Below are 24,970 nucleotides of genomic sequence, written 5' to 3'. Positions count from 1 at the left end.
TCATCAGATTCGAAAAACGCCCCACTGAATGAATTTCAATCATCGGAGCGTCTTATCCATAGGTATATACATGATCGGTTCTTTACTACATGGCTCTTTTGATGCTAGGCAATTTCTTTTTTCCTTGCCAACGATAATACATTTTCATCAAAGGCATAATTAAAATAAAAATGAACAGGAGCCTGAACGTTTGGAACATTGAAACAAGCGAGACATCTGCATGTACTGCATTCGCTAATAACACCATTTGATCTAAGCCCCCTGGGGCGGTGCTTAGGAAACTTGTAGCGAAGGTTGTATCCAATGCAAAGGACATGAAAAAGCTTGATCCAAATGTTAGCGCGATCAGTGCAAAGGCACTGAAAATACCCCCTATAAGTACACGTACCGGCAGTTTGATCATATGCGGCTTGAGCATGAGTCCGATATGGGCACCGATTAGTAACTGAGCGATATCCATGATTATGCCAGGTATTTGAGGCATTGCCAGTGGTGTTGTGAGTTGCAATGTAATGAATAAAAGAATGGGTGTAATGAAAAATGCGACCGGCAAATGGATGCGTTTCATTAAATGAGAGCAACCCCAAGCAAGTGCAATTAGTAGTACTAAACTGATTGTTAGCTTAGCGTCAGTTGGTGGCTTGCTCATTACTTGGCCAGCGACGATAAATGGTACGAAAACAACGACCAGTAAAAGTCGAATTACTTGAAAGTAAGAAATAACGCCGATATCTTTAACTTTTTCTTCCTCGGCAAAGACGACAATTTGTCCTAAACCGCCTGGGATGGCGCCTAATATGGCAGCTTTCACCGGGATTTTTGTCCATTTGCTCGTTAAGTAGGCGATGCCGATTGAACCGCCGATCAAAATGACGTTTAGGGTTATCATGTAAAGTAAAATGGAGCTCATCATGCCGAATAAATCGGTGTTGAATTGTACACCAATCGCGGTCCCGACCATGACGACACCTAAATCACGCATTTGGCTGGACCATCTAAGCGGTCCTTTATAAACGAATTGAGCTAACATGACGACAACAATTGGGCCAAGCATCCAGGGAATAGGGATGTGCAGCAAGCTAAAAATATAACCGCCAATGAAAGATAAGATTAACACTTTTAACATTGCCTTCAATAGAGACACCCCTTCCTATATAACATTCATCGCATAAGAACCACCAGCATCCTTCATCATGAATGGCTGGTGGTCAATTTATTATGAATTCGCTAATTCCTTAACTTGTGCTTCACGATCTACGTCATCGCGGCGACGGTCGCCCCAGTATGCAGATCCGTTTTTCAAGTATTCTTCATACGTCCATTTCACTGGCTCCCAGTCTGGCTCGAAGATTAAATAGCTGTTTGTAAAGATTTCAAGACGTAAGCCACTTCCTGGATCTTTTACGTAAATGTACATGGCTTGAGAAATACCGTGTTTACCAGGGCCTACGAATTGTACATCAGCTTCGCATAAAATATCAGCAGCACGTAGTAAGTCTTGGGAGTTGTCTAACCAATAAGCGATATGATGCATTTCGTTTGGTTCTTTTGAACGGGATGTAGACATGATTGCCACGTCATGAACTAAGTTTGTTACGGATAACCAGCTTGCGACTTGTACATCGTCTGGATTTACGAAATATTCACGTAGCTTGAAGCCTAATGCTTGTTGTAAGTAATTTACGATCACAGCGTTATCTTGTGAAGTTTGTAAGTTAACATGGTCGATGCGACGTGGTGATACACCTTTGGCCCAAGATTTATACGTTTGGTTTTTAAGCACTGATTTACGAGATTCATCAGCAGGTGTTTTTTCCATATCGTAATACAGTTCAAAGCGGTGACCACTTGGTAATTCGAAGCGGACTGCTTCCCCTTGGGCTACTTCTTCGCCTGCTTCTATCCAACGTACTTCTGTACCAGCATCTTCTAATAATTTAGCGAAAGTTGCTACGTCCTCAGGACGTTTTGTACGCCAGCCAATGTGATCGATGTAAGAAGTTTCACCAGCTGTAATGGATAATGTATGGTGTTCGAAATCGCCCCAAGCGCGCAAGTAATGTACACCATCTATCACTTCGGTTTCTTCTAACCCGATTGTGTCGCGGAAGAACCATAAAGATTTTTCAAGATTTGCTGATACTAAAGCTACGTGTCCTAATTTTGCAATTTCCGGTGCGTAAAGAAATTTTTCCATTTATATTCACCTCATAGTCATGTTTTTTTAATAAGAGGACAAGGAAAATATGATTTCAATCTTTATCCATCATACTTTCCGATGTTGAAATTACCCTTGAATGTTTGTTTGAACGCCGAATAAATTTCTACCGTATCCTAATATGCCGTCTTCATATAAAGAAGTAATGTGTGTGGCGATTGCCATCAGGTCACGAGTGTGCATTTCTACCGGATGACCTTTTAATAATGCGTGCCCACCTAAAGTCAGTAGGGCCTTAACACCGATTTGTGTACACTTATCGATGATTTTTGCACGAATCGCTTTATATTTTGCTCCTTCGTATGGACCACCTTTATCTTCTTCCATCATCCGGATGTATTCGTTCAATAAGCTTTTTGCAGAAATCATTTCTAGCTTTAACTCCGAAAGCACGCGTTGGCTTGTGGGAGAATCCTTTTCGTTTATGCCAGAGAAGCGGACGCGGCCGGCTGTATGCTTTTCGAACTCGTCAACTACACGCTCTGCACCTCCAACAGCCATTGCGGCGAACCCTACATAGAAGCCAGGATAGAATGGTGTATTGTAATATAAATAGTCTTGATCGAAATCTTCATATGGCGGTTGGCTCTTTTCGATTATTTTGCTGAAGCGTAAAATGGCATCGGGCTTAACGAAAACATTATCAATGATCAATGTATTACTGCCTGATCCACGAAGACCAAGGGAATCCCAAGTTTTCACCACTTCCAAGTCAGAAACCTTCAATAAAATGCCGACACGTTCGGGCTTGTCATTGTCTTCGAATTTCATCATGGCGCCAACGCCAACCCAATCACAGTAATTGATACCGCTTACAAAATTGTACTTTCCGGAAACGACATAGCCATCTTCAACTGGTTCCACTTTACCGATGGGGGCAAATACGTCAGCTACAAATCCACCTTGGTTAATGACTTCATCACGAATGTGCTTCGGATAATAGCAAACCCAAGAGTTATGAACGGAGAAGAAGTAGGTTAACCATGAAGCTGATAAGTTATGGTAACCAACTGTGCTTACCATATCAACGAATGTATGCCAATCGAGTTGTGGATAACCAAACTCTTTCGGTAAAATCAAACGGTGAATGCCTTCCTCGCGGATAATTTCCGCGATGCGTGGGGACACGGTCGAATTTCGATCTGCTTCGATTGCTTCTAACTCTGCGGCTTCACCGATGCGTTTTGCCTTTTGTATAATTTCTTCATACAGCCCTTTACTTTCAACTACTGTTACCATTTGATCAATCCTTTCAAAAATAGTTTATTGTGCTGTAACGGCTTGATCTTTTTCCACTGCCAAAAAGTCAACGACAAGTTTGTTCACGATTTCCGGTTGGTCCGTTTGAGCTTGATGACCGCAGTTTTCTATATATTCAAATGATATGTTCGGTAATAATTTCTCGAGTTTATAACCTGTCTCCACTGGTGCAACGGCGTCTTGTTTACCCCAAATGAATAGGCCTGGAATTTTCAATTTTGGTAAGGTATCTTTCATGCAGTAACGATCCCAAAGCTTAGGCTCTTCGTTCATCCTCGCTAAGTAGGCATCGAACGCCTGATTGGATTCTTTAACGCCTGGGCGGGTTGCCGCTTGATGACGTAGTTGAATCAGTTCTTCAGGAATGACCGTGTCTTCGCTTGAATTACGGTACATGAATTTACGTAAGGATTCTTCTGTATAGTCATAACCAATCACTTCTAAGAATGACCGCAGCTTTCTTTCAGGTACTTCATGCATCGCTTGATAGATGGTATTACTACCGATGTAAACAATTTTATTTACTTTTTCGGGGTGGTCTATGGCATATTTAGCTGCAACGTAAGCACCTTGTGAATTGCCGACAAGTGATACTTCGTCGAGGCATAATGCTTCAATGAAATCATGTACATGATCGACTAGGCTTTGATGACCATTTACAGGCCATGCGTGAGGGCGGGCGTCGGTGAAGCCCATTGAAAGTTGGTCTACTGCATATGCTCGGAAGCCAGCTTTAGCTAATGCAGGTAACATAAAACGCCAACCTGCTGCGCCGCATGCTCCAGGTCCTGCACCATGCAGTAAAATTACAGCTGGTCCTTCTGTTCCAGCCCAGGAATAATGTGTACGTACACCGTTTGCCAATATGTAACTATTATGAAACCCTTCAAGAATTGTCATCGCTTTGCCTCCTCATACTGATGTGCTTTTATTTTCTGTTTTGAGTATACCTGTTAATAATTTCAAACGTTATACTGATTTTTATTGAAAGAATAGTGTTAATCTTTAAAATTTATTGAAAAATCAATTTCACTTTTGTAATATGAGGAATAGATAGTCAAAGGGGATGTGATTTTAATGAGCGAAATTGCATTTGATTCCAGCGAAACGAAAAATATTTTAATGTCGGCAAATGCCTTCCATACATTAAAGAACAGCTTGTTTAACAACATTGGTTCTCATAAAACAAAAGGATTTTTATTTCGATTTGGGAAAGAGTTCGGGATGGAATCAGCAAGAAAGATGCTTCAAAATAAAGACTCGATAGATCCAGTCGGTAAGAGACATTCACGCTTAGGTCACGTGAAGGATGTAATTTTCATGGGGGAAATTGTGCGACATCCAGATGGCACGGTTGAATGCATCGATACGTGGGGACAATGGGTAGAATCATTCGAAGCCACGTTACACCTAAAAAATTATGGTGTAGCAAACGAATGTGTTTGTCATATGTTATGTGGGTTTGCAAGTGGTGCATTGACCTATGAGTATGGTGAATCGATTATTGCCGTTGAGTACAAGTGCGTCGCAAAAGGTGATCCGTGCTGTGAGTTTAAAGTGCGCTTGGAGAGCGATTGGCTCGAAGATGAGGAAGAGCTTATCCACCTTTATCAAAACGACAACATTTTATCTGAACTTGAAATGACTTATGATGCACTTTTACACCATAAGCAAGTGCTCGAGAAAATTTCATTGTTTAATAGTCAGCTCACACAAAAAGTAACAGATAAACATTCGATGGATGAAATTGTTCAGGTTGCGTCCGAGCTGTTGAACATATCGATTTTGATTGAGGATATCCATGGCAATGCGTTAAGCCATTTTGGTTTAACGGAAGAACAGCAACTAGCAATAAAAAAAGATAAGGTGAAATTATCGCATTTCGACGATACGCATAACGTTTCGCATTACAAAGGCGAAACATTCAGGAAGTTGACGGCACCTGTTCTTATTAACAAAAGGAATTATGCCACTTGTTCATTTTTCTACTTTGATGAAAAGGATATGGATGAAAACGACCACTTATTTTTAGAGCGGATTTCTACGGTGGTGGCCTTATGTATTTTATATGAGGAGGCGCAGTTTGAAGAGCAACAAAGGATGCGTAGCTCACTTTTGGAGCGCTTAATTCATAATCGGAAAATTAAAGATATCGAATCTTACTATAAATTTTTACCATTTAAATTTCAGCCGCCGTTCTCTACAGGTATTATCAGTGTCAAAAAGAAAAAGAAAAATAAAGAAATCATCGACATTCATGACCAGTTGACACAGCTGTCCAAGTTGGCAAAAGAGTGGGATTTGCCTTGTATTTTTGCAGTGCTTGGTGAGGAAATTGCGCTCCTCAATTCGCTAAATAGTGATAAGCAAGGCTGGAATAAGAAAATCACGAAAATTTTTCAAAAGATGGAGAAGCAAAATGCCAATTATAAATATTCGATCGGGCTTAGCGGAACATTTAGTAACTTCAAAGATTTCGAGCGTTCGCTACAAGAGGCGCGTGTTGCACAGCGCTTTCCCAACGATAAGCTGCTAACGGATTACGAAGATTTAGGAATGCTTGGGGATATCGTAAAGAACATGAGTATGGAGCATCTGCACGAAATGGCGAAGAAGACGTTAAAAGACTTATACAATTTTGATGATCCCCGTAAAAAGGAATTATTGCATACGCTTTACGTCTATTTATTAAATAGTCAGCGCTTGAAAGAAACGATGGACGAGTTGACGTTATCTATCGGCGGTATCCAATATCGTATCAAGCAAATCGAAGAGCAACTACAAATTTCACTGAAAGACGCATCGACTGCAGCGTATACCTTATTAGTCATTCAGGTACTGATCTTGTCGGATAGCTTAAGCTTCGAGGAATTTGCAAGATAAGAGCGGAGTCTATCAACCATTAGGCTCGAGATGGATGGAAGAGTTACGTAAACCGCTTTTATAAACAAAACAGACTGAAGACAAACTCATTCTTTGAGTTTGTCTTCAGTCTGTTTACATGTGATGAACCCATGGTTGAGTATTATCGCCCTGGGGCGATGTCAAGGTTTATCTGCTCTTCTTCTGTAGCACGACGAGCATCTTCTTTTTCAGTTGCGGTGATTTTTAATTTACGTGTGGCTACTAACACGATGGCCGTAACAACATATAAACTAACGATGACCAACACACCTAAGTTGAAGCCTGACCGCACGTTATCGCCTGCTTGTGTAATCAAGTACCCGGTAATCCATGGCCCGATTACTCCAGCCATACTTGAAATGGATAATGAGACACCCGTTACACTACCTACTAGATTTTTCGGAATGATCAATGTTTTAATCGCTGTATTTAACGGTAATAAGCAAGTGTTTATGATTAAGCCCATCCCTAGGAACAAACAGGCTAGAACCGGTGAAGCGACAATCGTGGTCATCGCATAAGAAGCAGCGCCGACCAGCAATACTGTAATTAATACACGATCATAAGATTTGATAAGGCTTTTATTTTTCTTGAATAAGTAGTCTGTGAATTTACCTATACAAATTGCGAACACTGTTCCTGAAATGCCCATTGCAGCGAAGATTAAGCCCATACGCTGTGGCTCAAGACCCACGATTTGTGTTAGGTAAGTTGGTGCCCATGTAAGGACCCAAGTTGTAATCCACATGGATACGAAACCTACAACTAAAATCGATAATACATAAGGGTTGATGAATACTTTAAAGATATGTTTGAACGGTACTTCCTTGTTGGAGGCTAAACTTTTTACGTCTTCGATGAGGGGTTGCTTTGGCTCGTCTCTCATGAAGAAGAAGAGGATCGCCCATGCAAAGCTTGCTATCCCTAATAATGCGAAAGTGTGCTGCCAACCAAAATTCGTGATGCCTTTAACTAAAAGTGGTGCAGCCAAGTACGTTCCAACTGTTGTACCAGAAGTCATGATAGCTGCAGCGACACCACGTTGTGAGCTAGTGAACCATCGTGCTAAGTGCACGATGCACAGACCGAGCGTACCACCTTCGAAGAAACCTAAGACAACACGCAGTAAAATTAAGTGTGTTAACGTTTCTACAAAATAAGCGCTTGCTAATGAAATGGTCCATCCAGTAGCAATCATCATTAATAAGTATTTTGTGTTGAAGCGATACGTTAAGGTACCTAAAACGATACTTCCGACAGCGTAAGCAGCGAAGAAACTACTTCCTACTAAACCGAACTGATCATAAGATAGATTCAGTTCAGTCATGATTGGTTCTGCGGCTAATCCTAAAACCGATTTATCCGTATAATTTAAAACAGATAGTAAGAATAGAAAAGCTAATACAACCCAACGCATGAAAATCCCCCTTGTATTACCGTATTTTCCCCATCCACAATTGTTTTTCAAAAAAGTATTGGTGGTCTGATACTTCTGTCTTTTTCTGAAAAGTAGTGATAGCGCTTTCAATTCGGTATTGGAATCATCAAACACCTCCATTATTGTAAGTAAAGGCACACATTTCACCATTATTTTCACTTTTCTCTACAAGAATAATAGTGAATGGTGGGAAAATTCGGAAATTTTTCTTCCATGAACAGAATTCTATTTGAAAAAAAAGAGATTTACAAGCAAAAAAATAAGGATACTAATTTGTGTTTTGAAAGAGAACAAAAATGAAAAAGAAAAATTTCCGATTTACATTGTGGAATTTATAATGGAAGGATATATGATACAGCTGATTTTTTGTAAAAATAATTCACAAAGAATTCAAATTTATTTTCATGTGCAATTTTATTGTTTTTATCTGAATTTTCAATAAAAAATACAATGATAATTTTAAATGGACTGATTTATGATTGAATTATTCAGTTACGAATGGAGGAATTAGGATGGATGATCGTTTATTTAGAGATGCAATGGGAAAGTTTGCGACAGGTGTAACCGTTCTTTTAACAGAAAACGAAGGTGAAACACATGGAATGACGGCAAATGGTTTCGTGTCAATATCATTGGATCCTAAGCTTGTCTTAATTTCCGTTGGACATAAAGCAAAATTCTTAGAGAAAGTTTCACAATCCAAAAAATACACAGTTAATATTTTAGCCGAAGACCAAGAGCATTATTCACGTCATTTCGCTGGGAGACCTGGTGATGCAGTAGAATTCGAAGCATTGGCTGAACAACCTGTATTAAGAGGGGCCATCGCCCAAATTGCATGTGAAGTCGTATCGGAACATGTAGAAGGTGACCATACATTATTCATTGGTAAAGTAATCGACTTACATCTTGAAGATAAAAATCCGTTATTGTTCTTCAGTGGTAAATATCATCAGTTGAATGCGGTAGAAACAGTCAATTCATAAAAGGAGAATGGTCTATGAATACACAAATAATGGCGGAAGCATTGCTTGAAGCGGAACGTACGAAACAGCCCATTGCACCATTAACTGAAACTTATGAAAAGATTACCCCTGCTGATGCCTATGCCGTGCAATTGGCGCAAATTCGTCAAAAGACGGACAACGGGGCGTCTGTAAAAGGGCTGAAAATTGGGTTGACGAGTAAAGCGATGCAAGAAATGTTGAATGTCTATACACCGGATTACGGCTTCATTTTAGATACGATGGTTTACGACGAGGCTGATGGTTTAAGGACTGAGTCCTTCATTCAACCAAAGGTGGAATTTGAAATCGCATTTGTTTTCAATAAAGAGTTAAAAGGACCTGACGTGACGGTGCAGGATGTAATCGATGCCACGGCATATGTTGTGCCAGCAGTGGAAGTGATCGATAGCCGGATTGCGAATTGGGAAATAAAGTTCGAGGATACAGTGGCGGACAATGGCTCTTCGGCAGGTGCCATTTTAGGAGAAAAGCGGACCCTGCTTGAAGAGATTGAAGACATCACGAATATACCAATGACCGTGCATAAAAATGGTGAATTCTTAGATGAAGCAACGAGCGCGGCCGTGTTAGGCAACCCGCTCCAAGCGGTGGTCTGGTTAGCAAATGAAGTGAGTACATATGGGATCTCCATCGAGCCTGGCATGTTTGTTTTATCAGGAGCCCTATCAAAAGCCGTGACCTTTGAAACAGGCGATAAATTCGAAGTGGACTTCGGTCAGCTCGGAAAAGTAAGCGTTAACATTTCTAAGGAAGTGGTGAAAAAATGACGAAGCTTAAAGTGGGAATCATCGGGTCAGGAAATATAGGAACCGACTTAATGTACAAAATCGAGCGCAGTCCCGTATTGGAAATGAGTGTGATGGTAGGCATCGACCCGAATTCCGATGGTTTAAAACGTGCAAAGAAGCGCGGATATGAAATAATTTCAAACGGGATTGACGGACTCATGGAACGTGTTGATTTAGTGGATATCGTATATGACGCGACAAGTGCGTATGCACATAAGCATAATAGCGATCGATTAACGGCTGCCAATAAAAAAGTAATTGATTTAACACCAGCTGCAATCGGACCATTTACAGTTCCACCAGTAAATTTAAAAGAGCATATCGATAAACCGAATGTGAATATGGTTACGTGTGGCGGTCAGGCGACAATTCCCATCATTCATGCCATAAATCGGATTGTGTCCGTAGAGTATGCTGAAATTGTCGCAACCATTTCAAGCCTTTCTGCCGGTCCTGGTACACGCGCAAATATCGATGAATTCACAAGTACAACTTCTAAAGCGATCGAAGTGGTAGGAGGTGCGAAAAAAGGGAAAGCCATTATCATTTTGAATCCTGCGGACCCACCAGTTATTATGCGTGATACCATCCATGCCTTGGTCGAAGAAGAAGGTCATGAAGAAGCGATCACCAATTCGATTCACGAGATGGTAGCGGAAGTACAAGCTTACGTACCAGGTTATACATTAAAAGTGTCGCCGATTTTTGAAGGTAGGAAAGTATCCGTATTTGTCGAAGTGAATGGGGCAGCAGACTATCTACCGGCTTACGCTGGTAACTTGGATATTATGACGGCAGCTGCCGTGCAAGTCGGCAATGAAATGGCACGTCATTTACAAAGAGGGAAGGAGGAGGTCATCTCATGACATTAAATATTTTGGATGTATCGTTACGTGATGGAAGTCATTCCGTCCGCCATATGTTTACAGAGGAACAAGTACGTGCTGCAGCAAAAGGTTTAAATGCGGCGGGTGTTCGCTATTTTGAAGTATCACATGGAGATGGCTTGGGTGGTTCTTCCTTACAATATGGTTTGTCAGCAACCGATGAACTGAAACTGATTGAAGTGGCTGTATCAGAATGTACGACTTCAGAAGTCGCTGTATTATTGATTCCTGGAATCGGTACAAAACATGACTTGGAAAATGCAGCGAACTTAGGGGCGAAAATGGTTCGTGTAGCAACGCACGTAACAGAAGCCGATGTAGCTGCCCAACATATTGAATTAGCACGCAAACTCGACTTGAAAACAGCTGGATTCTTAATGATGAGCCATATGGCACCTGTTGAAAAAATCGTGGAGCAGGCAAAATTATTTGAAAGTTACGGAGCAGAGATCGTATATGTAACAGATTCGGCTGGAGCCATGTTACCAAAAGATGTAACCGAGCGAATTACAGCGCTTAAACAAACTTTACAATGTGATATCGGTTTTCATGCCCATAACAATTTATCGATGGCCATGGCTAATACAGTTGCAGCGGTGGAGGCTGGAGCCACTTATATTGATGGAAGCATGCGTGCATTAGGTGCCGGGGCCGGTAATACACAAACAGAAGTAATGGTCGCTGTTTTAGAAAAACTAGGTTTTGAAACGGGCATCGATTTATATACATTAATGGACACGGCGAATGATGTAATTGCGCCCATCATGCAACAATCACAAGAAATAACTGGCGGTAGCTTAACCTTAGGGTATGCTGGCGTGTACTCAAGCTTCTTATTGCATGCACAAAAGGCCGCAAAACAATTTGGTGTCGACGAACGGGACCTTTTAATGAAAATCGGCCAAATGAAAGCGGTTGGTGGGCAAGAAGATTTAATTTATGAAGTGGCACAAAATCTAGCAAGATAAAGAAAAAGGAGAGAATCGCAATGAAGGTAATCTATGTGAATGCGAATAATTTACAAGAGATTAAGCAAACCGCTCCCCATGTAGCGATGGCCCTTGGTTATTTTGATGGTGTGCATTTAGGGCATCAAAAAGTTATTCGAACCGCTAAAGAAAAAGCAAAAGCACAAAACTTATCTCTAGCGGTTCTCTCTTTTTTTCCGCATCCTAAAAGTGTGCTATTTTCGGATAAAGAAGTTTCCTATCTTGAGCCGCTAGAACAAAAGGTTGAGAAACTAGAAAGGCTTGAAGTAGATATTTTTTATATCGTGGAATTCACAAAGGAATTAGCTAAAGTAGAAGCGAACGATTTTTTAGATGATTATATTATTGGGTTGAATGCTAAGGAAATCATTTGCGGTTTCGATTACACATATGGGGCAAAAGCGAGTGGAACTGTTCATACCCTGGCAACTTATGCAGCAATCCAGCAAGTAGGCCTCTCAGTTGTCGAAGAGCTAAAGTGGAATGATCAAAAAATCAGTTCGACCTTGATTCGGAGGTATTTATCAGAACGAAAGCTTAGTGAATTACCGAGGCTATTGGGACGCTTTTATAAAACGAAATATTGTCAGAAAAATGGTCTACTACCTAATTATTCGTTACCGAATGTAGGTAGCTATAAAGTATTGATAGAAGATCAACATTCTATTATTGAGTGTGTTGCGACAGTGAAGTGCAAAAAATATATTCAGATTCATCATGAACTGTCGACTCTGCCGAATTTATTAACGATACAATGGGTTGATCAAGTTGATCGACTAGAAACAATACCTAGCTAGCTGAATACTCTTTGAATCATGTGGCAGAACCATTACTGAAATTGTTCTGCTTTTAGTTTTTTTGAATGCAGATCCCCTAAAAACACTTATTTCAAATCTCTCCTCATGGACGACTTTCTTCTATTATATATTAACTGCAAACGCTTCCGATTTTCCCATATGAACTTTCCCTTTCAAGAATTCAGCAGACTCTAACCATCTCGGAATAGGGGCTGGAAACTATTGAGATTGCTATAAACAAACGAATCAATTTTAGTCCGAACAATCGGGTTAAGGAATCAATATAAAGAGATAGTGTTGTTCATCATGTCATATAATCCATGTTTATGGTGATTCTAATGGGGTAAAAATATAAGAGAGACAGGATACTTACACATGTAGTAAGGGTGAGCAGAGTACATACATATATTTTAGGCTAGCATTCTGTTTCGACTTATTAAATAATCTATTAGGAGTGACTACAACTATGAAAAGCAAAAAATTAGCAATTGGTTTGGTTTCTTTGGCATCAGCTTTCGCATTATCCGCATGTAATGATGATAATGAGGAGAAAAGCACGGATCAAACACCGAAAACGGAACAAAGTACGGATACAGATACGACTAAAGAGGAAACGAATCATATGGACCATGCTAAAGATACTTCCAATGAGGCAGAGGTTCCTGATGGTTTGAAAGCTGCAGAGAATCCAAAGTATGAAGTGGGAAGTAAAGCAACGATTAAATCAGATCATATGGAAGGCATGGATGGAGCCGAAGCAACAATTGTCGGAGCCTATGATACGACAGCTTATTCCGTTACGTATACACCTACAACAGAAGATAAAAAAGTAGAAAATCATAAATGGGTGATTCATGAAGAAATCGAGGATGCTGGGGAAGTTCCTTTAGAACCAGGTACTGAAGTGACTCTTGATACCGATCATATGGAAGGTATGGAAGGCGCAAAAGGTGTCATTGAGGAAGCCGATACCACTACTGTTTATATGGTTGATTACAAACCTACAGATGGTGGGATTGAAGTGAAAAACCATCAATGGGTAACAGAAAGTGAACTATCATCTAAATAATGATGATGAGCTGTCAGAAGACCTTATCCCTTTACCGATAAGGTCTTTTTGGCGTTGAGTTCATATAGTCATTCATGACCTCTAAAAAACATGTCCTGCTAATGGAGGACATGTTTTTTTTATTTTATCTCATTCATAATCAATATTCGCTGCTTTCTGTAGTCATTTCGAAAATTTCGCCTTGTGAAGGGGTAGGATGATTGACTGATTCTGTAGAATACCAGCGAAATTCAGCGGTTTATTTCCCTGTTTTTATAATAGTTAAGGGGATTTTGTCGATATAAGTAGAGGCGTCTTTTAGGAGAGTAGAATCTTCTTAAAAGCTCTCTAAAAGACCGAGGACTAGTAAAAGGATGATCCTTGTATTTTCAAAAGATATCAGCATATGTAGGGGGACAAACGTAAATGGTGCAAATAAAATCCGCTTATAGTAGTAAAAAAACTGCATTAGAAGCCTTTCGCGAATTGAAGAGCGGTATACATAGTGAACCAAAATTACTTCTTTTTTTTGCAAGTACCACTCAAAACTTCGAGGAATTAACGGGGCTTTTTCATGAGTCGTTCCCACACTCCGAGATATTGGGATTAACCACTGTTGGTGAAATAGGTCCCAATGGGATTACGGAACATGGGGTTTCGGCCATGAGTTTTAATGGAAGTAATTTCTCGGCAAAAGGTGTGATGATCAAAGATATCATCAAATATCCGATTTTTTATCGCGATCATTTAATTCAAGGGTTAAGTGAGGTTGGGATTGATCGAAATAGTAGGAATATCGAGACGGAAGGCATCGGCCTTGTCTTTCCCAATGGGTTAGTGGGGGCGGAGGAAAAGATGCTTTCCGTTGTGAACTCGGTATTTAAACAAGAAGGGTTTCCACTGTTTGGCGGTACGGCAGGGGATGATGAAAAGTTTCTAGAGACAATGGTTTCTTATAACGGGGAAACTTCGAATACGGCCGGTCTGGTTGCTTTCATTAAAACGGATGATGAGTTTGTCATTCTTAAGGAGAATATCTTTCAGACGACTGGCAAGGAAATGAAGATTACTAAGTCGGATACGGAAAGTCGCACGGTTTATGAAATGAATGGAAAAAGGGCAACGAGTGAATATGCCCGATTATTGGGAGTTCCTGAGAATCAGCTCTCCAAACATTTTATGTCCAATCCTTTAGGTCGTGCGGTCAACGAGGAAATCTATATAGCATCTCCTTTCCAAACACAGCCGGACGGATCCATACAGTTCTACTGCCAAATATTCCAGGACTCGGTTGTAGAGATATTGGAGCCGAAAAATCCAGTGGAAACGCTGAAAAGTACAGTGGCTGATTTCAAAGAAGAGTTTTCTCAATTGGATGGCGTACTGGGCATCAATTGCATATTACGAAAACTACAATTTAAAAGTCAAGGAATCGTCGCCACGTTAAATAAGGAATTAGAGAAACTTCCTCATTTGGGTGGGTTTTGCAGTTACGGGGAGCAATTAAATAACATGCAATTAAATCAGACCCTTATATTACTGGGGTTCGGGAAACGCAAACGAGGAGATAGAAAATGAGTATTCTAGATTTGCTTCGTAAGGGCAACGTCGAGAAAGTGACGAAGAAAGAAATCATCGAGCTTGCGACCACGATGGATAAACAAGACTTCGATCAAGTTGTAAAGGGATTAGAAGACTTGGTCGGACTGTTACGGGATACCAGTAGCGACAATTCCAAGCAGGATAGCCAGTTGAATCATTTCGTCCATGATTTGAAATCTAGTATCGAAGTTCAGAATCTGGCCTTGGGAGAGACGGTTTCTAATATTCGTCATGTAGTAGGCAGTACGGAAAACATCGAGACGATTACGGATGAAGTATCTATACAAACAAAAGAAAGTATGGAAATGGTCTTGGCTGGTAGTGATAATATCGATAACTTGGTCAACCAAATGACGAATGTTAATGCGATGTTCCAACAATTCGAAGAAACCATCATGAGTTTACAAGAAGAAATCAAAGAGATTTCAAGCTTTGTCGTGGTGATTGAATCGATCGCCGATCAAACGAATCTTCTCGCCTTGAATGCTTCGATTGAGGCAGCTAGAGCCGGGGAGCACGGACGAGGTTTTGCTTTAGTGGCACAGGAAGTAAGGAAATTGGCAGATAAAAGCAAAGCCTCCCTGACGGAAATCAATCTGAAGGTAAATAGTATCGTGAAGAATGTGGATACTTTTTCAAGTAGTGTTTCAGAGAAAACGAAAGAAATTGAAGCGGTAATCCTGACCACTGAAAATACGAAAAAGTACTTTAATGATATTTCCAGCAATGAGAAGAAATTATCCGAGAAAATGAACGAAATCAAAAAGGCCACGGGTATTACCCTTCATGAAATGATCGGTTTCTCAGAGGGACTGGATGACGTGCTGAATGGTTTTATCGACAATAACGATAAAATCAAGGCACTCCATGCTTTATCACAGGAAAAATTCATTTTTTCTACAGAAGCTTTTTCCTATATTACACAAATGAAAGACTTGGTTCATTCTTTGAAGCAGGGGAAGCTGTAGACCCTGCAACTAATTTTGAAAGATAGAGGAAAACTGCCATTCCAAGGGCAGTTTTTTTATTTTAGTTTATACAAATTATTTTGCCTTAAGGAAACATTTTGTCGGAATTGCATAGATTATAAAAAAGGAGAGGATTCATATGAATTTTACGAACCGTACCCAAAAGAAAATCATTGGATATTCCACCTTGTTCAAGAAGTTGGGAATCATCAATGATAAGGAATATAAAAATATAATGAATACTGTTCAATCGAAGGATTAAGCTGTGGATACCTATAACCGTGGTTTTCAATAAAAGGTAAGACCCCATCTTTATTACTAAGTAAGGTGGGGGAGGCTGCGGTTACAAAAGAGATGGGATATGGTAGAGTGATTATATTACATTTAATAGGTAAACATCCGTTAAGTGGTGGGAGGATGAGTTGAAAATGAAGCAGAACGTGTTTGTACATATGCCCTCTTTTATTCTATTAGTCTTCAGTTATTTACTTATTGCCCTACTATTCTTTGTTGTTTACAAAAAACAACAGAATCCGCCAAAGGTATGGAAAGGGCTCCTAGTTATGCTCATTGGGATTTTTTCTTTCAGTATTCATTTTAATTTATCAAGTGAAGTGACAAAGATACCAATATTGCCATTAGGGGTCGTCTTTTTATATTGGTTTTTGAGAAGAAAGGACAATACAGAGCGTTGGCCGCGGTACCGTCGTTATGCTTGGCTAGGGTTTTGCGTGAATTTCATCTTTTTTGCTTCTTCATTCTTAAACTCGCCGCTTGAACATTTAATGGTCCCAAAAGATCAACCCTCGACCTATATGCAGGACGTTGAAAAAGCTTCCCTGATTATCACTCACCCAGCTGGCAAGGATGTCACATTGAATAATGAAGTGTTGCAAGTACAGGTGGACAAGATGAAACAAAATCAAATCAAAAGTGAATCTTGGTATTATAAAATTAATGAAAAGAACGGGTATAAAGAACGGTTCCCTTATCTTTTGATAGGAACGGTTCCTGAAAAGGGCAGCGGACTTAAAACAGTCATTTATGTAGAAGATGATGGAAAGGGTTTCCTCATTACACCGAATAATGGAGGCCAGGTTTACTTCCGGTCTGAAGAATCTGTGTTGATCGGAGGTGCTGAAAGAAATGAATAAAAAAACGAAAACCATCATTTTATTGATCGTGATTTTCCTTATAGTGGGTGTCCTTTTTATCATTCGAGCTCCTAGAGAACCTGAAGCATTTCTTACGGATAAACAAGTGATTAAACGAATCAATTCTTTTTTTCCTGAAGCAGAACCCAAGGTTATTCAAGACGTTCTTTATTTAGATGAAACCCATGTTTTTGTCCCTTTCATCAATGAAAGCAAAGAATACGGGATGAGTTTCTGGGTATGGAAGGACAAAAAGTGGAGAGCGGCTTCCGTAGATAATGGGGGTGAGCCAAAGGCCTGGAATGGAGAAGGAGATTCATTTTTTATGTGGAATCTAAATCCAAAGGATGAAGTGTCTGAAATTAAGGCGTTTATGAAAAAAGATAGGAATTTCAGTGTATCAGGGGATGAGGCGACCTATGAACCCGGTTTGGAAATGATGCACAGCATCACGGTTGAGGATAAATCATATGGAGTGGAAAAATATCCGGATAGCTGGCGGACTCTTATGGATCAGTATGCAGAAGTACAGAAGGAATCCAGTTTTGATGGGTTCTTTGAGTATGGACAAACATTTAAAATAGGGAATAGATTCTATGACAAGGATGGTAAGGTAGTTTTTCCTACAGTGCCTACCGATGGAATCGGGTATGGAACAGGGAATGATTATGTGGATGTACCTTTCCTGTGGTATGTAGAAGAAAGTGAATTGGAAGGTTCATATTGACAGGGGGCTACCAAGAGATTGGTGGCCTTTGTACGTTGTGTAAAAACTAGTATTCTTATATAGTTAAAGGACGAAAGTTTTATAGAAGGAGTGGCTTAGAGGTGCTGGCATCATGAGTTCGACGTTTTTAGCTCTACTTATTTTTATGATTACATTAGTGTTGGTCATCTGGCAGCCAAAGGGTCTGGGAATTGGCTGGAGTGCCTGCGGAGGGGCGATCATCGCTCTTTTGTTCGGTGTTGTTTCATACCAGGATGTAAGTGATGTGACGCAGATTGTTTGGAATGCGACATTGACGTTCGTGGCCCTGATTATCATTTCGTTAATTTTAGATGAAATTGGATTTTTTGAATGGGCTGCGCTTCACATGGCCCGATATGCAGATGGTAAAGGCTTCCGTCTCTTCATTTTGGTGATGATTCTAGGAGCCATCGTTTCGGCGCTTTTTGCAAACGATGGGGCGGCATTGATCTTGACGCCGATTGTGCTAGCGATGGTGCGAGCATTGAAGTTCGACGATAAGATGGTGCTCCCATTCATCATGGCGAGCGGATTCATTGCCGATACAACTTCCTTGCCATTCGTCATCAGTAATCTGGTGAATATTGTGTCAGCGGACTTTTTCGGGATCGGTTTTGGCGAATATGCCAGCCGGATGATCGTTCCGACTTTATTCAGTTTAGGAGCTAGCATTCTCGTATTGTATTTGTTTTTCAAAAAGGATCTACCTGTAACCTATGATTCCTCTCATTTGAAGCGTCCTGCCGAAGCGGTAAAGGATCCACGTATGTTCAAGATTTCCTGGTTCGTCCTGGCTATTCTTCTAGTCGGCTATTTTTCAAGTGAGTTTGTAGGTTTACCCGTTTCGTTTGTGGCTGGTGCAATTGCCATTGTCCTTTTGATTTTGGCAAGAAGAAGTCCAGCCGTGAAAATCCGTACCGTTTTAAACGGTGCCCCATGGAATATCGTATTCTTCTCTATTGGGATGTATGTGGTCGTATATGGACTGCGAAATGTAGGACTGACTAGTCTGTTAGCTGACGTCATTAAGGCAACGGCCAATCAAGGTTTGTTTTCGGCGACGATTATCATGGGATTCATTGCGGCTATTCTATCTTCATTCATGAATAATCTGCCAACGGTCATGATTAATGCCTTGGCCATTGCGGAAGTTCAAACAACGGCGCCTATTAAGGATGCTCTGATTTATGCCAACGTCATCGGTTCCGATTTAGGACCAAAGATCACGCCAATCGGCTCTTTGGCCACACTTTTGTGGCTCCATGTATTAAAGCTAAAAGGTGTCCGGATCACATGGGGATATTATTTTAAAGTAGGAATCATCCTGACTGTTCCAACACTATTCATCACTCTGTTTGGACTATATATTTGGCTATTGATTCTTCATTAACGAAACTGCCGGTTTTCTGGCAGTTTTTCTTTTGCATGAAAATAATTGGTGAAGGGCCCTATCCTTTGAGATAATAGAATAAATGATTCGAAAAGGAGTTACATAGATGGCAGAGGACTTTAGCATTCCAAGCACCAAGGTGGATGAAATCGATAAGAAAATCATTTCGATCTTGCATGAAGATGCGCGGATTTCGTATACGGATTTAGCAAAGCAAGTGGAACTGTCGAGAGTGGCGGTTCAAACAAGAATCAATCATTTAGTGGAAAAAGGGGTGATTGAACGTTTTACCGCTGTCATCAATCCGGCTAAGATAGGCATTCATGTTTCTGCATTTTTCAATGTCGAGGTGGAGCCTAAATATTTGGAATCGGTGGCACAACAACTGGAGGATGAGCCTGCAGTAACGAGTTTGTATCATATGACGGGGCCTAGTAAGCTGCATATGCATGGAATCTTCACGGATAATCAGGAGATGGAACGCTTCCTCAATGAAAAGTTATATCCGGTCGTCGGGGTTGTCAGCGTCGATTGCCAACTCCTTATTAAACGCTATAAGAGCCGGATGGGAATGAAGCTCTAGGAAAAGCTCCATGTAGAGATAAAAAAAGATTGTCGAGAAGATATAGTTATCTCGACAATCTTTTTTTTGGGCGCATAATGCCTACAATTCTATTACTATTCCATTTCTTCCACAATTCCTTTGACCAATCCAACGAATTGCGTTCTAACTTTACTTGCGACTTCAATCACTTCATCATGACTTAATGGTTGATCTAAAATCCCGCAAGCCATATTCGTTAAGCAGGAAATCCCTAGCACTTTCATCTTGCCATGGACGGCTACAATGGCTTCCGGAACGGTTGACATCCCTACAGCGTCTGCCCCCAGCGTACGAATCATTCGAATTTCCGCTGGTGTTTCATATGCGGGACCACTCCACCAAGCATAGACGCCCTGTTGCAAGGAAATGTTCTTTTCCTTAGCTACTTTGGACGCAATGTTTCGCAAGTCAGGATGATAAGTTTGGGAAAGGTCAGGGAAGCGAGTACCCAATTCATCATTATTAGGTCCTATGAGAGGATTTGTACCAACTAAATTGATATGGTCGGTAATGAGCATTAAATCACCTGGATTAAAGTCTGTATTAACTGCGCCACAAGCATTGGTAATGATCAATTGCTCCACCCCTAATGCCTTCATGACACGTACGGGAAAAGTCACTTCATCTAGTGTATATCCTTCATAATAATGAAAGCGTCCTTTCATAGCCACTACAGTCTTACCTTTCAATTGCCCGATTACTAGTTCGTTTGCGTGTCCGATTGCTTCGGATTTTGCAAAGTGAGGAATTTCACTATATGGGATTTTGAACGGGTTCTCAATTTCATCAGCAAGAGATCCTAACCCCGATCCTAAAATCATACCGATTTTTGGCTGATTGTCTGTTTTGCTCATAATAAAATCTCTGGTCTCTAAAATTTCTTGTAATCTTTGCATACAAAATTCCTCCTCGATAAATGAAAATCCAAGTACTCTATTTGAATATGGATGGTAACCAAAAGTTTAAGGGCTTTACTGGCTAATGTAAATAAAATATTTAGATAAATGGTAATATTAAAATAACTTTTTTAAATGAACGGGGGAGTTGTTGATCATAATTGCTAAAGAATAACTAGAAATTATTAGTGAAATTAAAACTGAACAAGCAGATCAAATCTAAAACTCAATGGCTATCAACTAATTTATAAGGAGACAATTTAATGTTTGGATTTTTCCGTATGTATCGATTTACATTATCAATTTTACTATTATCAATTATTGTATTAAGTGGTTGTGGAAACACTAATAAAATGGACTTCTATGAAAATACTGATAGCACAAGTTTGTCAGAGGAAGTAAATACAATTTCTTTAAATTCAACAGAAGATAAGATTAAAGAAATTTTAGGAGAACCAGACTTTGTTGAAGAGGTAGAAAAGTCAAAATCCACCTATTTAATATATGGGAAAGATAGAGATAATAGTGATATAGAATTTCAAATAGTTAATGGGCAAGTTGCTAGTTATTTTTTTTCAAGCAATACATATAAAACATCAAAGAAAATAACAAAGGGCAGTTCAAAGGAAGATGTTATACAAGAATATGGAGAAAATTACTACGAAAGAGATGATTCTGGTGCGAAAATAATGGGGTACTTTGATAAAAACCAAAAGGTTAATATGGAATTTTCTTTTAATGAAACGATAGAGGGTATAATCATATCAAAAATTAATTAATTTAGCGGTTTAGTTATAGTATCCTTTTCAAATAGTTTTCTTGCTACCCTAATAAAAAAACCACCTTTAAGGTGGATTTTTTTATGTGATCGGGAGGATGAACCCTCCATAGGCAAAGGCAAAAATGATGACGAAGGCAGGGTGAATCTTGAATTTCCCCAATGCTAGGAAGGCAATTCCGGCAATGATTAAGGAATGAATATATCCAATGGAGCCGACAGCGTCAGCAGCCATATGCCATGTAAGCAATAGCATCATGATGGCGATCACGGGCTGAACGAGTAAGGACATGCCTTTTACGATGGGCGACTGCTTGTATTTTCGCAAGATTTTCAATAAATAAATCAAGGCCACGGCAGAAGGAATGATCGTCCCCGCCAAAGCGACGAAGAACCCGGGCCAACCGTAAACATCGTAACCGACATAGGCGGCGATTTTTGTGGCAATCGGTCCTGGGAGGGAGTTTCCAAGCGCAAGCATTTGTGAGAATTCCGTATTAGAAAGCCAACCATAGCGGGTGACAATTTGGTCGTACATAAGCGGAATCGAAGCCGGACCTCCTCCATAGCCAAGGATATTCGCTATGAAAAATGCCAAGAACACAGCTATACCAATCGGGATGAATAGGGCACCCATTATGCTGATTCCTCCTTCCTATCCTGTTTCTTATTTTTCAATCTGTTCTTCAATTTAAAATGAAAGGCGCCATATAAAAGGAAAATCATGATGACGATTCCAGGATGCAGGGAAACGACCTGAAGAAGTAAGAAGGAGATGGCAAAAAATAAGATGCCAAGCACTTTCCCTAACCCTTTAACGGCCTTTTCACCAAACTCATATGCCATTTGTCCAAGCATGACAGCAACGACTGGCATCACGGCCGCAATCATATTGCTGATTATCGCCGAATTACTGAGGACGTTTATGAAGGCGATCAAGAATACCATGGCAAAGGCAGATGGTAAGATATGCGCCGCCACACTTACGATGGCACCAGGCCATCCTTTCAGTTTGTACCCCAGATAGGCGGCCATCTTTGTGGCAATCGGACCAGGAAGTGTATTGGCAATGGCCAATGTATCACCGAATTCGTCATCATCCAGCCATTGATAACGGGAAACTGCTTCATGCCGGATGAGTGGAATGACCGAGGGACCACCACCGAACCCTAAAATCCCCGTCCGCATCATTCCCACGGTTAATTCGCCGTATGGATTGTTCACATTGGTTCCTCCTCTGTTCGAATAATAATTTCCATGATTATCTATTAATCATAACAAAATAGGTTTCGAAATGCTCATAAAATTTTAATAAAAGTATCGAATTGTATGTAATTATATAACTTATTAGTTCAATAGATGATTTAAAGATGAAAAATGATTTCTATTTGTTAATAAAAACAAAAAAGTGGATTACGTATTGTGAGTTAATGGTTTATAATACAAATATAGTTAATTTTCAGAAAAAATAAAATAAATGAAAGGAGCAACTGTATGACACAATCGATTATCGGAACGAAGAGCATGGTAGTGAGCCCCCACTATTTAGCATCGATGGCAGGAAATCATATTCTCGAAAAAGGAGGCAATGCTTTTGATGCAGCGGTGGCTGTCAGCGCCTGCCTGGGTGTTGTTTATCCGCATATGACGGGACTTGGCGGTGATATGTTCTGGCTGAATTATGAAAACAGTGACGGGAAAATAAGTGTTTATAATGGTAGCGGACGATCTGGGGCAAATGTCAGCCGTGAAACGTATGCAGGAGAAGCGGCCATTCCCTTTCGTGGCATAAGGAGTGCCATCACCGTTCCGGGAATGGTAGATAGCTGGGATGCTATATTAAAAGAATTAGGTACCTTATCATTGGCTGAAGTTCTTGTACCGGCAATCGAGTATGCGGAAAATGGTTTTCCCATTACGAAGAACCAAGTGGACTATACAAAGCAGAACTGGGACTGGCTTTCAAAGATGCCGATCACAGCCGATATTTATGCGCCAGGAGGAAGAATTCCGGAAGTGGGGGAACGTTTTTTTCAAAAAGACTTGGCCCGTAGTTTAACCTTGATTGCTGAACGGGGGAGGGATGTTTTTTATCATGGCGAACTTGGTCAATCCATCGTTACTTATTTGCAGGAACAGGCTGGACTGTTAACGGCTGATGACTTTGCTAACCATGAAGGTAACTGGGTCGAACCTATATCCACTACCTACCTCGACTATACCATTTATCAAGTCCCACCCAACTCTCAGGGGTTCGTCGGTTTGCTGGCGTTGAATATTCTAGAGAACTTTGACTTGGAAAGCATGGAGCATGGTTCTGCCGATTATTATCATCTATTGGCGGAGGCATTAAAAGCAGGGTTTCGTGACAGAAACGAGGTATTAACGGATCCTGAATTCTTTGAGATTCCCCTGGGTAAGCTCCTTGATAAGCGATATGCTGCCAAGATCGGGGCAGCCATTCAACGAACGAAGGCAGAAAAGGTGGCAAGCCCGCCGATGGGCAGTGACACCGCTTATGCCGCCGTTGTAGATAAGGATGGGAATTCCGTATCATTCATTCAGAGCCTGTACTTCGAGTTCGGATCGGGTGTCGTTGCCGGGGATACAGGAGTGATTCTTCAAAACCGGGGGTCCTTTTTCTCGCTAGATTCCAACCATGTCAATACTTTGGAACCTAACAAGCGTTCCTTCCATACCCTGATGCCGGCAATGGCCTGTAAGGATGGAAAACCTAGCATTATTTACGGAACGCAAGGTGGGGAAGGTCAACCGCAGACGCAAACCGCGATCATTACCCGGATGATCGATTATGGGATGGATCCCCAAACGGCCATCAATGAGCCTCGTTTTGTCTGGGGCAGGACCTGGGGAGAATCTAGTGAGGCGTTACGCATCGAAAGTCGTGTCGAGAAAGATACCATTAAGGAACTCCAAGAAAAAGGGCATCTTGTCGAAGTCGTGGATGAGTTTGATGGGGCAATGGGACATGCGCAGGCCATCCGGATCGATGAGCATGGGTTCCTTAAAGGTGGAGTCGACCCACGGGGAGACGGTGCAGCCGTCGGATCTTGAAAGAGTACGAACGTAACCTCAATATAACCTGATTTTATTTCATAAAAAACGTAGGGCCCCGGATTTTAAGCCGGGGCCCTACGTTTTTTACTATTACTTTTGATAAAGTTACCAATTTTTTAGTATTCACTCTCACTATATGTATTTTAAATGAATAAGATGTTAGTTAGTTCCTACAGATAATACTACTTTAGTCTAGTGATAAATTGAATATGGGAAAATAATACCATTTTGACCTTTGCTGGCTATCATTAAATATACGTACCTAGCAATTCCAGCGTCATTTTAAGATGGCAGTCGGAAGCTCTTTCTCGCTATTTTCCTACTTCTATACAAGGATTAACCTTGGGAAAGTGTCGAAGACTAAGGGTAAAGTGGATAATTTAAAAGATAATATT

At 40.5% G+C, this 24,970-nt stretch carries 24 protein-coding genes; 16 read left to right on the top strand and 8 right to left on the bottom strand.

The features are described from left to right. Positions 1-85: 85 nt before the first annotated feature. The 4 genes from ACQKL6_RS12500 to ACQKL6_RS12485 form a co-directional block, all read right to left on the bottom strand. Complete coding sequence (locus ACQKL6_RS12500) at positions 86-1,126, bottom strand: AbrB family transcriptional regulator (protein ID WP_402990777.1); 1,041 nt, start codon at positions 1,124-1,126, stop codon at positions 86-88. A 90-nt stretch (positions 1,127-1,216) separates the two neighbouring features. Beyond that, on the bottom strand, positions 1,217-2,197 hold the full coding sequence (locus ACQKL6_RS12495; RefSeq protein WP_427651195.1) for a VOC family protein: 981 nt from the start codon (positions 2,195-2,197) through the stop codon (positions 1,217-1,219). 90 nt (positions 2,198-2,287) lie between these two features. After that, the gene (locus ACQKL6_RS12490) at positions 2,288-3,457 is read right to left on the bottom strand and encodes an acyl-CoA dehydrogenase family protein (protein WP_427651194.1); all 1,170 of its coding nucleotides are present in this window, start codon (positions 3,455-3,457) and stop codon (positions 2,288-2,290) included. Positions 3,458-3,481: 24 nt separating this feature from the next. Further along, a complete protein-coding gene (locus ACQKL6_RS12485; protein ID WP_402955397.1) occupies positions 3,482-4,378 on the bottom strand; it encodes an alpha/beta fold hydrolase in 897 nt (298 codons plus the stop codon). A gap of 177 nt (positions 4,379-4,555) precedes the next feature. On the opposite strand from ACQKL6_RS12485, the gene ACQKL6_RS12480 reads away from it, so the two are divergent. Then, positions 4,556-6,361 (top strand): V4R domain-containing protein, encoded by a 1,806-nt coding sequence (locus tag ACQKL6_RS12480; protein ID WP_427651193.1) that lies wholly within the window; start codon positions 4,556-4,558, stop codon positions 6,359-6,361. Between the two features lie 142 nt (positions 6,362-6,503). Here ACQKL6_RS12480 and ACQKL6_RS12475 read toward each other — a convergent pair whose 3' ends face one another. Next, on the bottom strand, positions 6,504-7,799 hold the full coding sequence (locus tag ACQKL6_RS12475) for an MFS transporter (protein ID WP_402867561.1): 1,296 nt from the start codon (positions 7,797-7,799) through the stop codon (positions 6,504-6,506). A gap of 533 nt (positions 7,800-8,332) precedes the next feature. Here ACQKL6_RS12475 and ACQKL6_RS12470 point away from each other — a divergent pair. The 13 genes from ACQKL6_RS12470 (at position 8,333) to ACQKL6_RS12410 (ending at position 19,802) form a co-directional block, all read left to right on the top strand. Then, positions 8,333-8,806, top strand: a complete 474-nt coding sequence (locus tag ACQKL6_RS12470; protein ID WP_402867562.1) for a flavin reductase family protein — start codon at positions 8,333-8,335, stop codon at positions 8,804-8,806. Between the two features lie 14 nt (positions 8,807-8,820). Next, positions 8,821-9,615 (top strand): 2-keto-4-pentenoate hydratase, encoded by a 795-nt coding sequence (locus tag ACQKL6_RS12465; protein ID WP_407408448.1) that lies wholly within the window; start codon positions 8,821-8,823, stop codon positions 9,613-9,615. Continuing rightward, the gene (locus ACQKL6_RS12460; RefSeq protein WP_407408446.1) at positions 9,612-10,502 is read left to right on the top strand and encodes an acetaldehyde dehydrogenase (acetylating); all 891 of its coding nucleotides are present in this window, start codon (positions 9,612-9,614) and stop codon (positions 10,500-10,502) included. Before ACQKL6_RS12465 ends, ACQKL6_RS12460 begins: the two co-directional genes overlap by 4 nt. Further along, positions 10,499-11,491, top strand: a complete 993-nt coding sequence (gene dmpG / locus ACQKL6_RS12455) for a 4-hydroxy-2-oxovalerate aldolase (protein WP_402867565.1) — start codon at positions 10,499-10,501, stop codon at positions 11,489-11,491. The genes ACQKL6_RS12460 and dmpG overlap by 4 nt, the downstream gene beginning before the upstream one ends. A gap of 20 nt (positions 11,492-11,511) precedes the next feature. Beyond that, positions 11,512-12,309, top strand: coding sequence for an adenylyltransferase/cytidyltransferase family protein (locus ACQKL6_RS12450; RefSeq protein WP_402867566.1), 798 nt, complete (start codon positions 11,512-11,514; stop codon positions 12,307-12,309). Between the two features lie 466 nt (positions 12,310-12,775). Then, the gene (locus tag ACQKL6_RS12445; RefSeq protein ID WP_402867567.1) at positions 12,776-13,378 is read left to right on the top strand and encodes a YdhK family protein; all 603 of its coding nucleotides are present in this window, start codon (positions 12,776-12,778) and stop codon (positions 13,376-13,378) included. 405 nt (positions 13,379-13,783) lie between these two features. Further along, on the top strand, positions 13,784-14,935 hold the full coding sequence (locus ACQKL6_RS12440) for an FIST signal transduction protein (protein WP_427651192.1): 1,152 nt from the start codon (positions 13,784-13,786) through the stop codon (positions 14,933-14,935). Beyond that, positions 14,932-15,927 carry a methyl-accepting chemotaxis protein gene (locus tag ACQKL6_RS12435; RefSeq protein WP_407408441.1) on the top strand — a complete coding sequence of 332 codons (996 nt, stop codon included), beginning with the start codon at positions 14,932-14,934 and terminating at the stop codon, positions 15,925-15,927. Before ACQKL6_RS12440 ends, ACQKL6_RS12435 begins: the two co-directional genes overlap by 4 nt. A 139-nt stretch (positions 15,928-16,066) precedes the next feature. After that, positions 16,067-16,189, top strand: a complete 123-nt coding sequence (locus ACQKL6_RS12430) for a hypothetical protein (RefSeq protein WP_402867568.1) — start codon at positions 16,067-16,069, stop codon at positions 16,187-16,189. Between the two features lie 166 nt (positions 16,190-16,355). Then, positions 16,356-17,081, top strand: a complete 726-nt coding sequence (locus tag ACQKL6_RS12425; RefSeq protein WP_427651191.1) for a hypothetical protein — start codon at positions 16,356-16,358, stop codon at positions 17,079-17,081. Next, positions 17,074-17,808, top strand: coding sequence for a hypothetical protein (locus ACQKL6_RS12420; protein ID WP_402990610.1), 735 nt, complete (start codon positions 17,074-17,076; stop codon positions 17,806-17,808). Before ACQKL6_RS12425 ends, ACQKL6_RS12420 begins: the two co-directional genes overlap by 8 nt. Positions 17,809-17,920: 112 nt before the next feature. Continuing rightward, complete coding sequence (locus ACQKL6_RS12415) at positions 17,921-19,219, top strand: arsenic transporter (RefSeq protein ID WP_427651190.1); 1,299 nt, start codon at positions 17,921-17,923, stop codon at positions 19,217-19,219. 106 nt (positions 19,220-19,325) lie between these two features. Further along, a complete protein-coding gene (locus tag ACQKL6_RS12410) occupies positions 19,326-19,802 on the top strand; it encodes an Lrp/AsnC family transcriptional regulator (protein ID WP_402867572.1) in 477 nt (158 codons plus the stop codon). A gap of 95 nt (positions 19,803-19,897) precedes the next feature. Here the strand turns inward: ACQKL6_RS12410 and ACQKL6_RS12405 are convergent, their stop codons facing one another. Beyond that, entirely contained in the window at positions 19,898-20,719 is an 822-nt protein-coding gene (locus ACQKL6_RS12405; protein ID WP_402955427.1) for a purine-nucleoside phosphorylase, read from the bottom strand. Between the two features lie 263 nt (positions 20,720-20,982). Here ACQKL6_RS12405 and ACQKL6_RS12400 point away from each other — a divergent pair, with 263 nt between their 5' ends. Next, entirely contained in the window at positions 20,983-21,498 is a 516-nt protein-coding gene (locus tag ACQKL6_RS12400; protein ID WP_427651189.1) for a hypothetical protein, read from the top strand. Between the two features lie 81 nt (positions 21,499-21,579). Here the strand turns inward: ACQKL6_RS12400 and ACQKL6_RS12395 are convergent, their stop codons facing one another. Together ACQKL6_RS12395 and ACQKL6_RS12390 are read right to left on the bottom strand one after the other, a co-directional pair. Further along, on the bottom strand, positions 21,580-22,134 hold the full coding sequence (locus ACQKL6_RS12395; RefSeq protein WP_427651188.1) for a chromate transporter: 555 nt from the start codon (positions 22,132-22,134) through the stop codon (positions 21,580-21,582). Continuing rightward, positions 22,134-22,721, bottom strand: coding sequence for a chromate transporter (locus ACQKL6_RS12390; protein ID WP_427651187.1), 588 nt, complete (start codon positions 22,719-22,721; stop codon positions 22,134-22,136). The genes ACQKL6_RS12395 and ACQKL6_RS12390 overlap by 1 nt, the downstream gene beginning before the upstream one ends. A gap of 270 nt (positions 22,722-22,991) precedes the next feature. Here ACQKL6_RS12390 and ggt point away from each other — a divergent pair, with 270 nt between their 5' ends. After that, positions 22,992-24,572, top strand: coding sequence for a gamma-glutamyltransferase (ggt, locus tag ACQKL6_RS12385; RefSeq protein ID WP_427651186.1), 1,581 nt, complete (start codon positions 22,992-22,994; stop codon positions 24,570-24,572). Positions 24,573-24,970 lie beyond the last annotated feature (398 nt).

Source organism: Peribacillus sp. NPDC097197, assembly GCF_050278025.1.
Lineage (GTDB): Bacteria > Bacillota > Bacilli > Bacillales > DSM-1321 > Peribacillus.
Note: the sequence above shows the minus strand (reverse complement) of the source record. Positions and strands in the feature narration are given on the sequence as shown.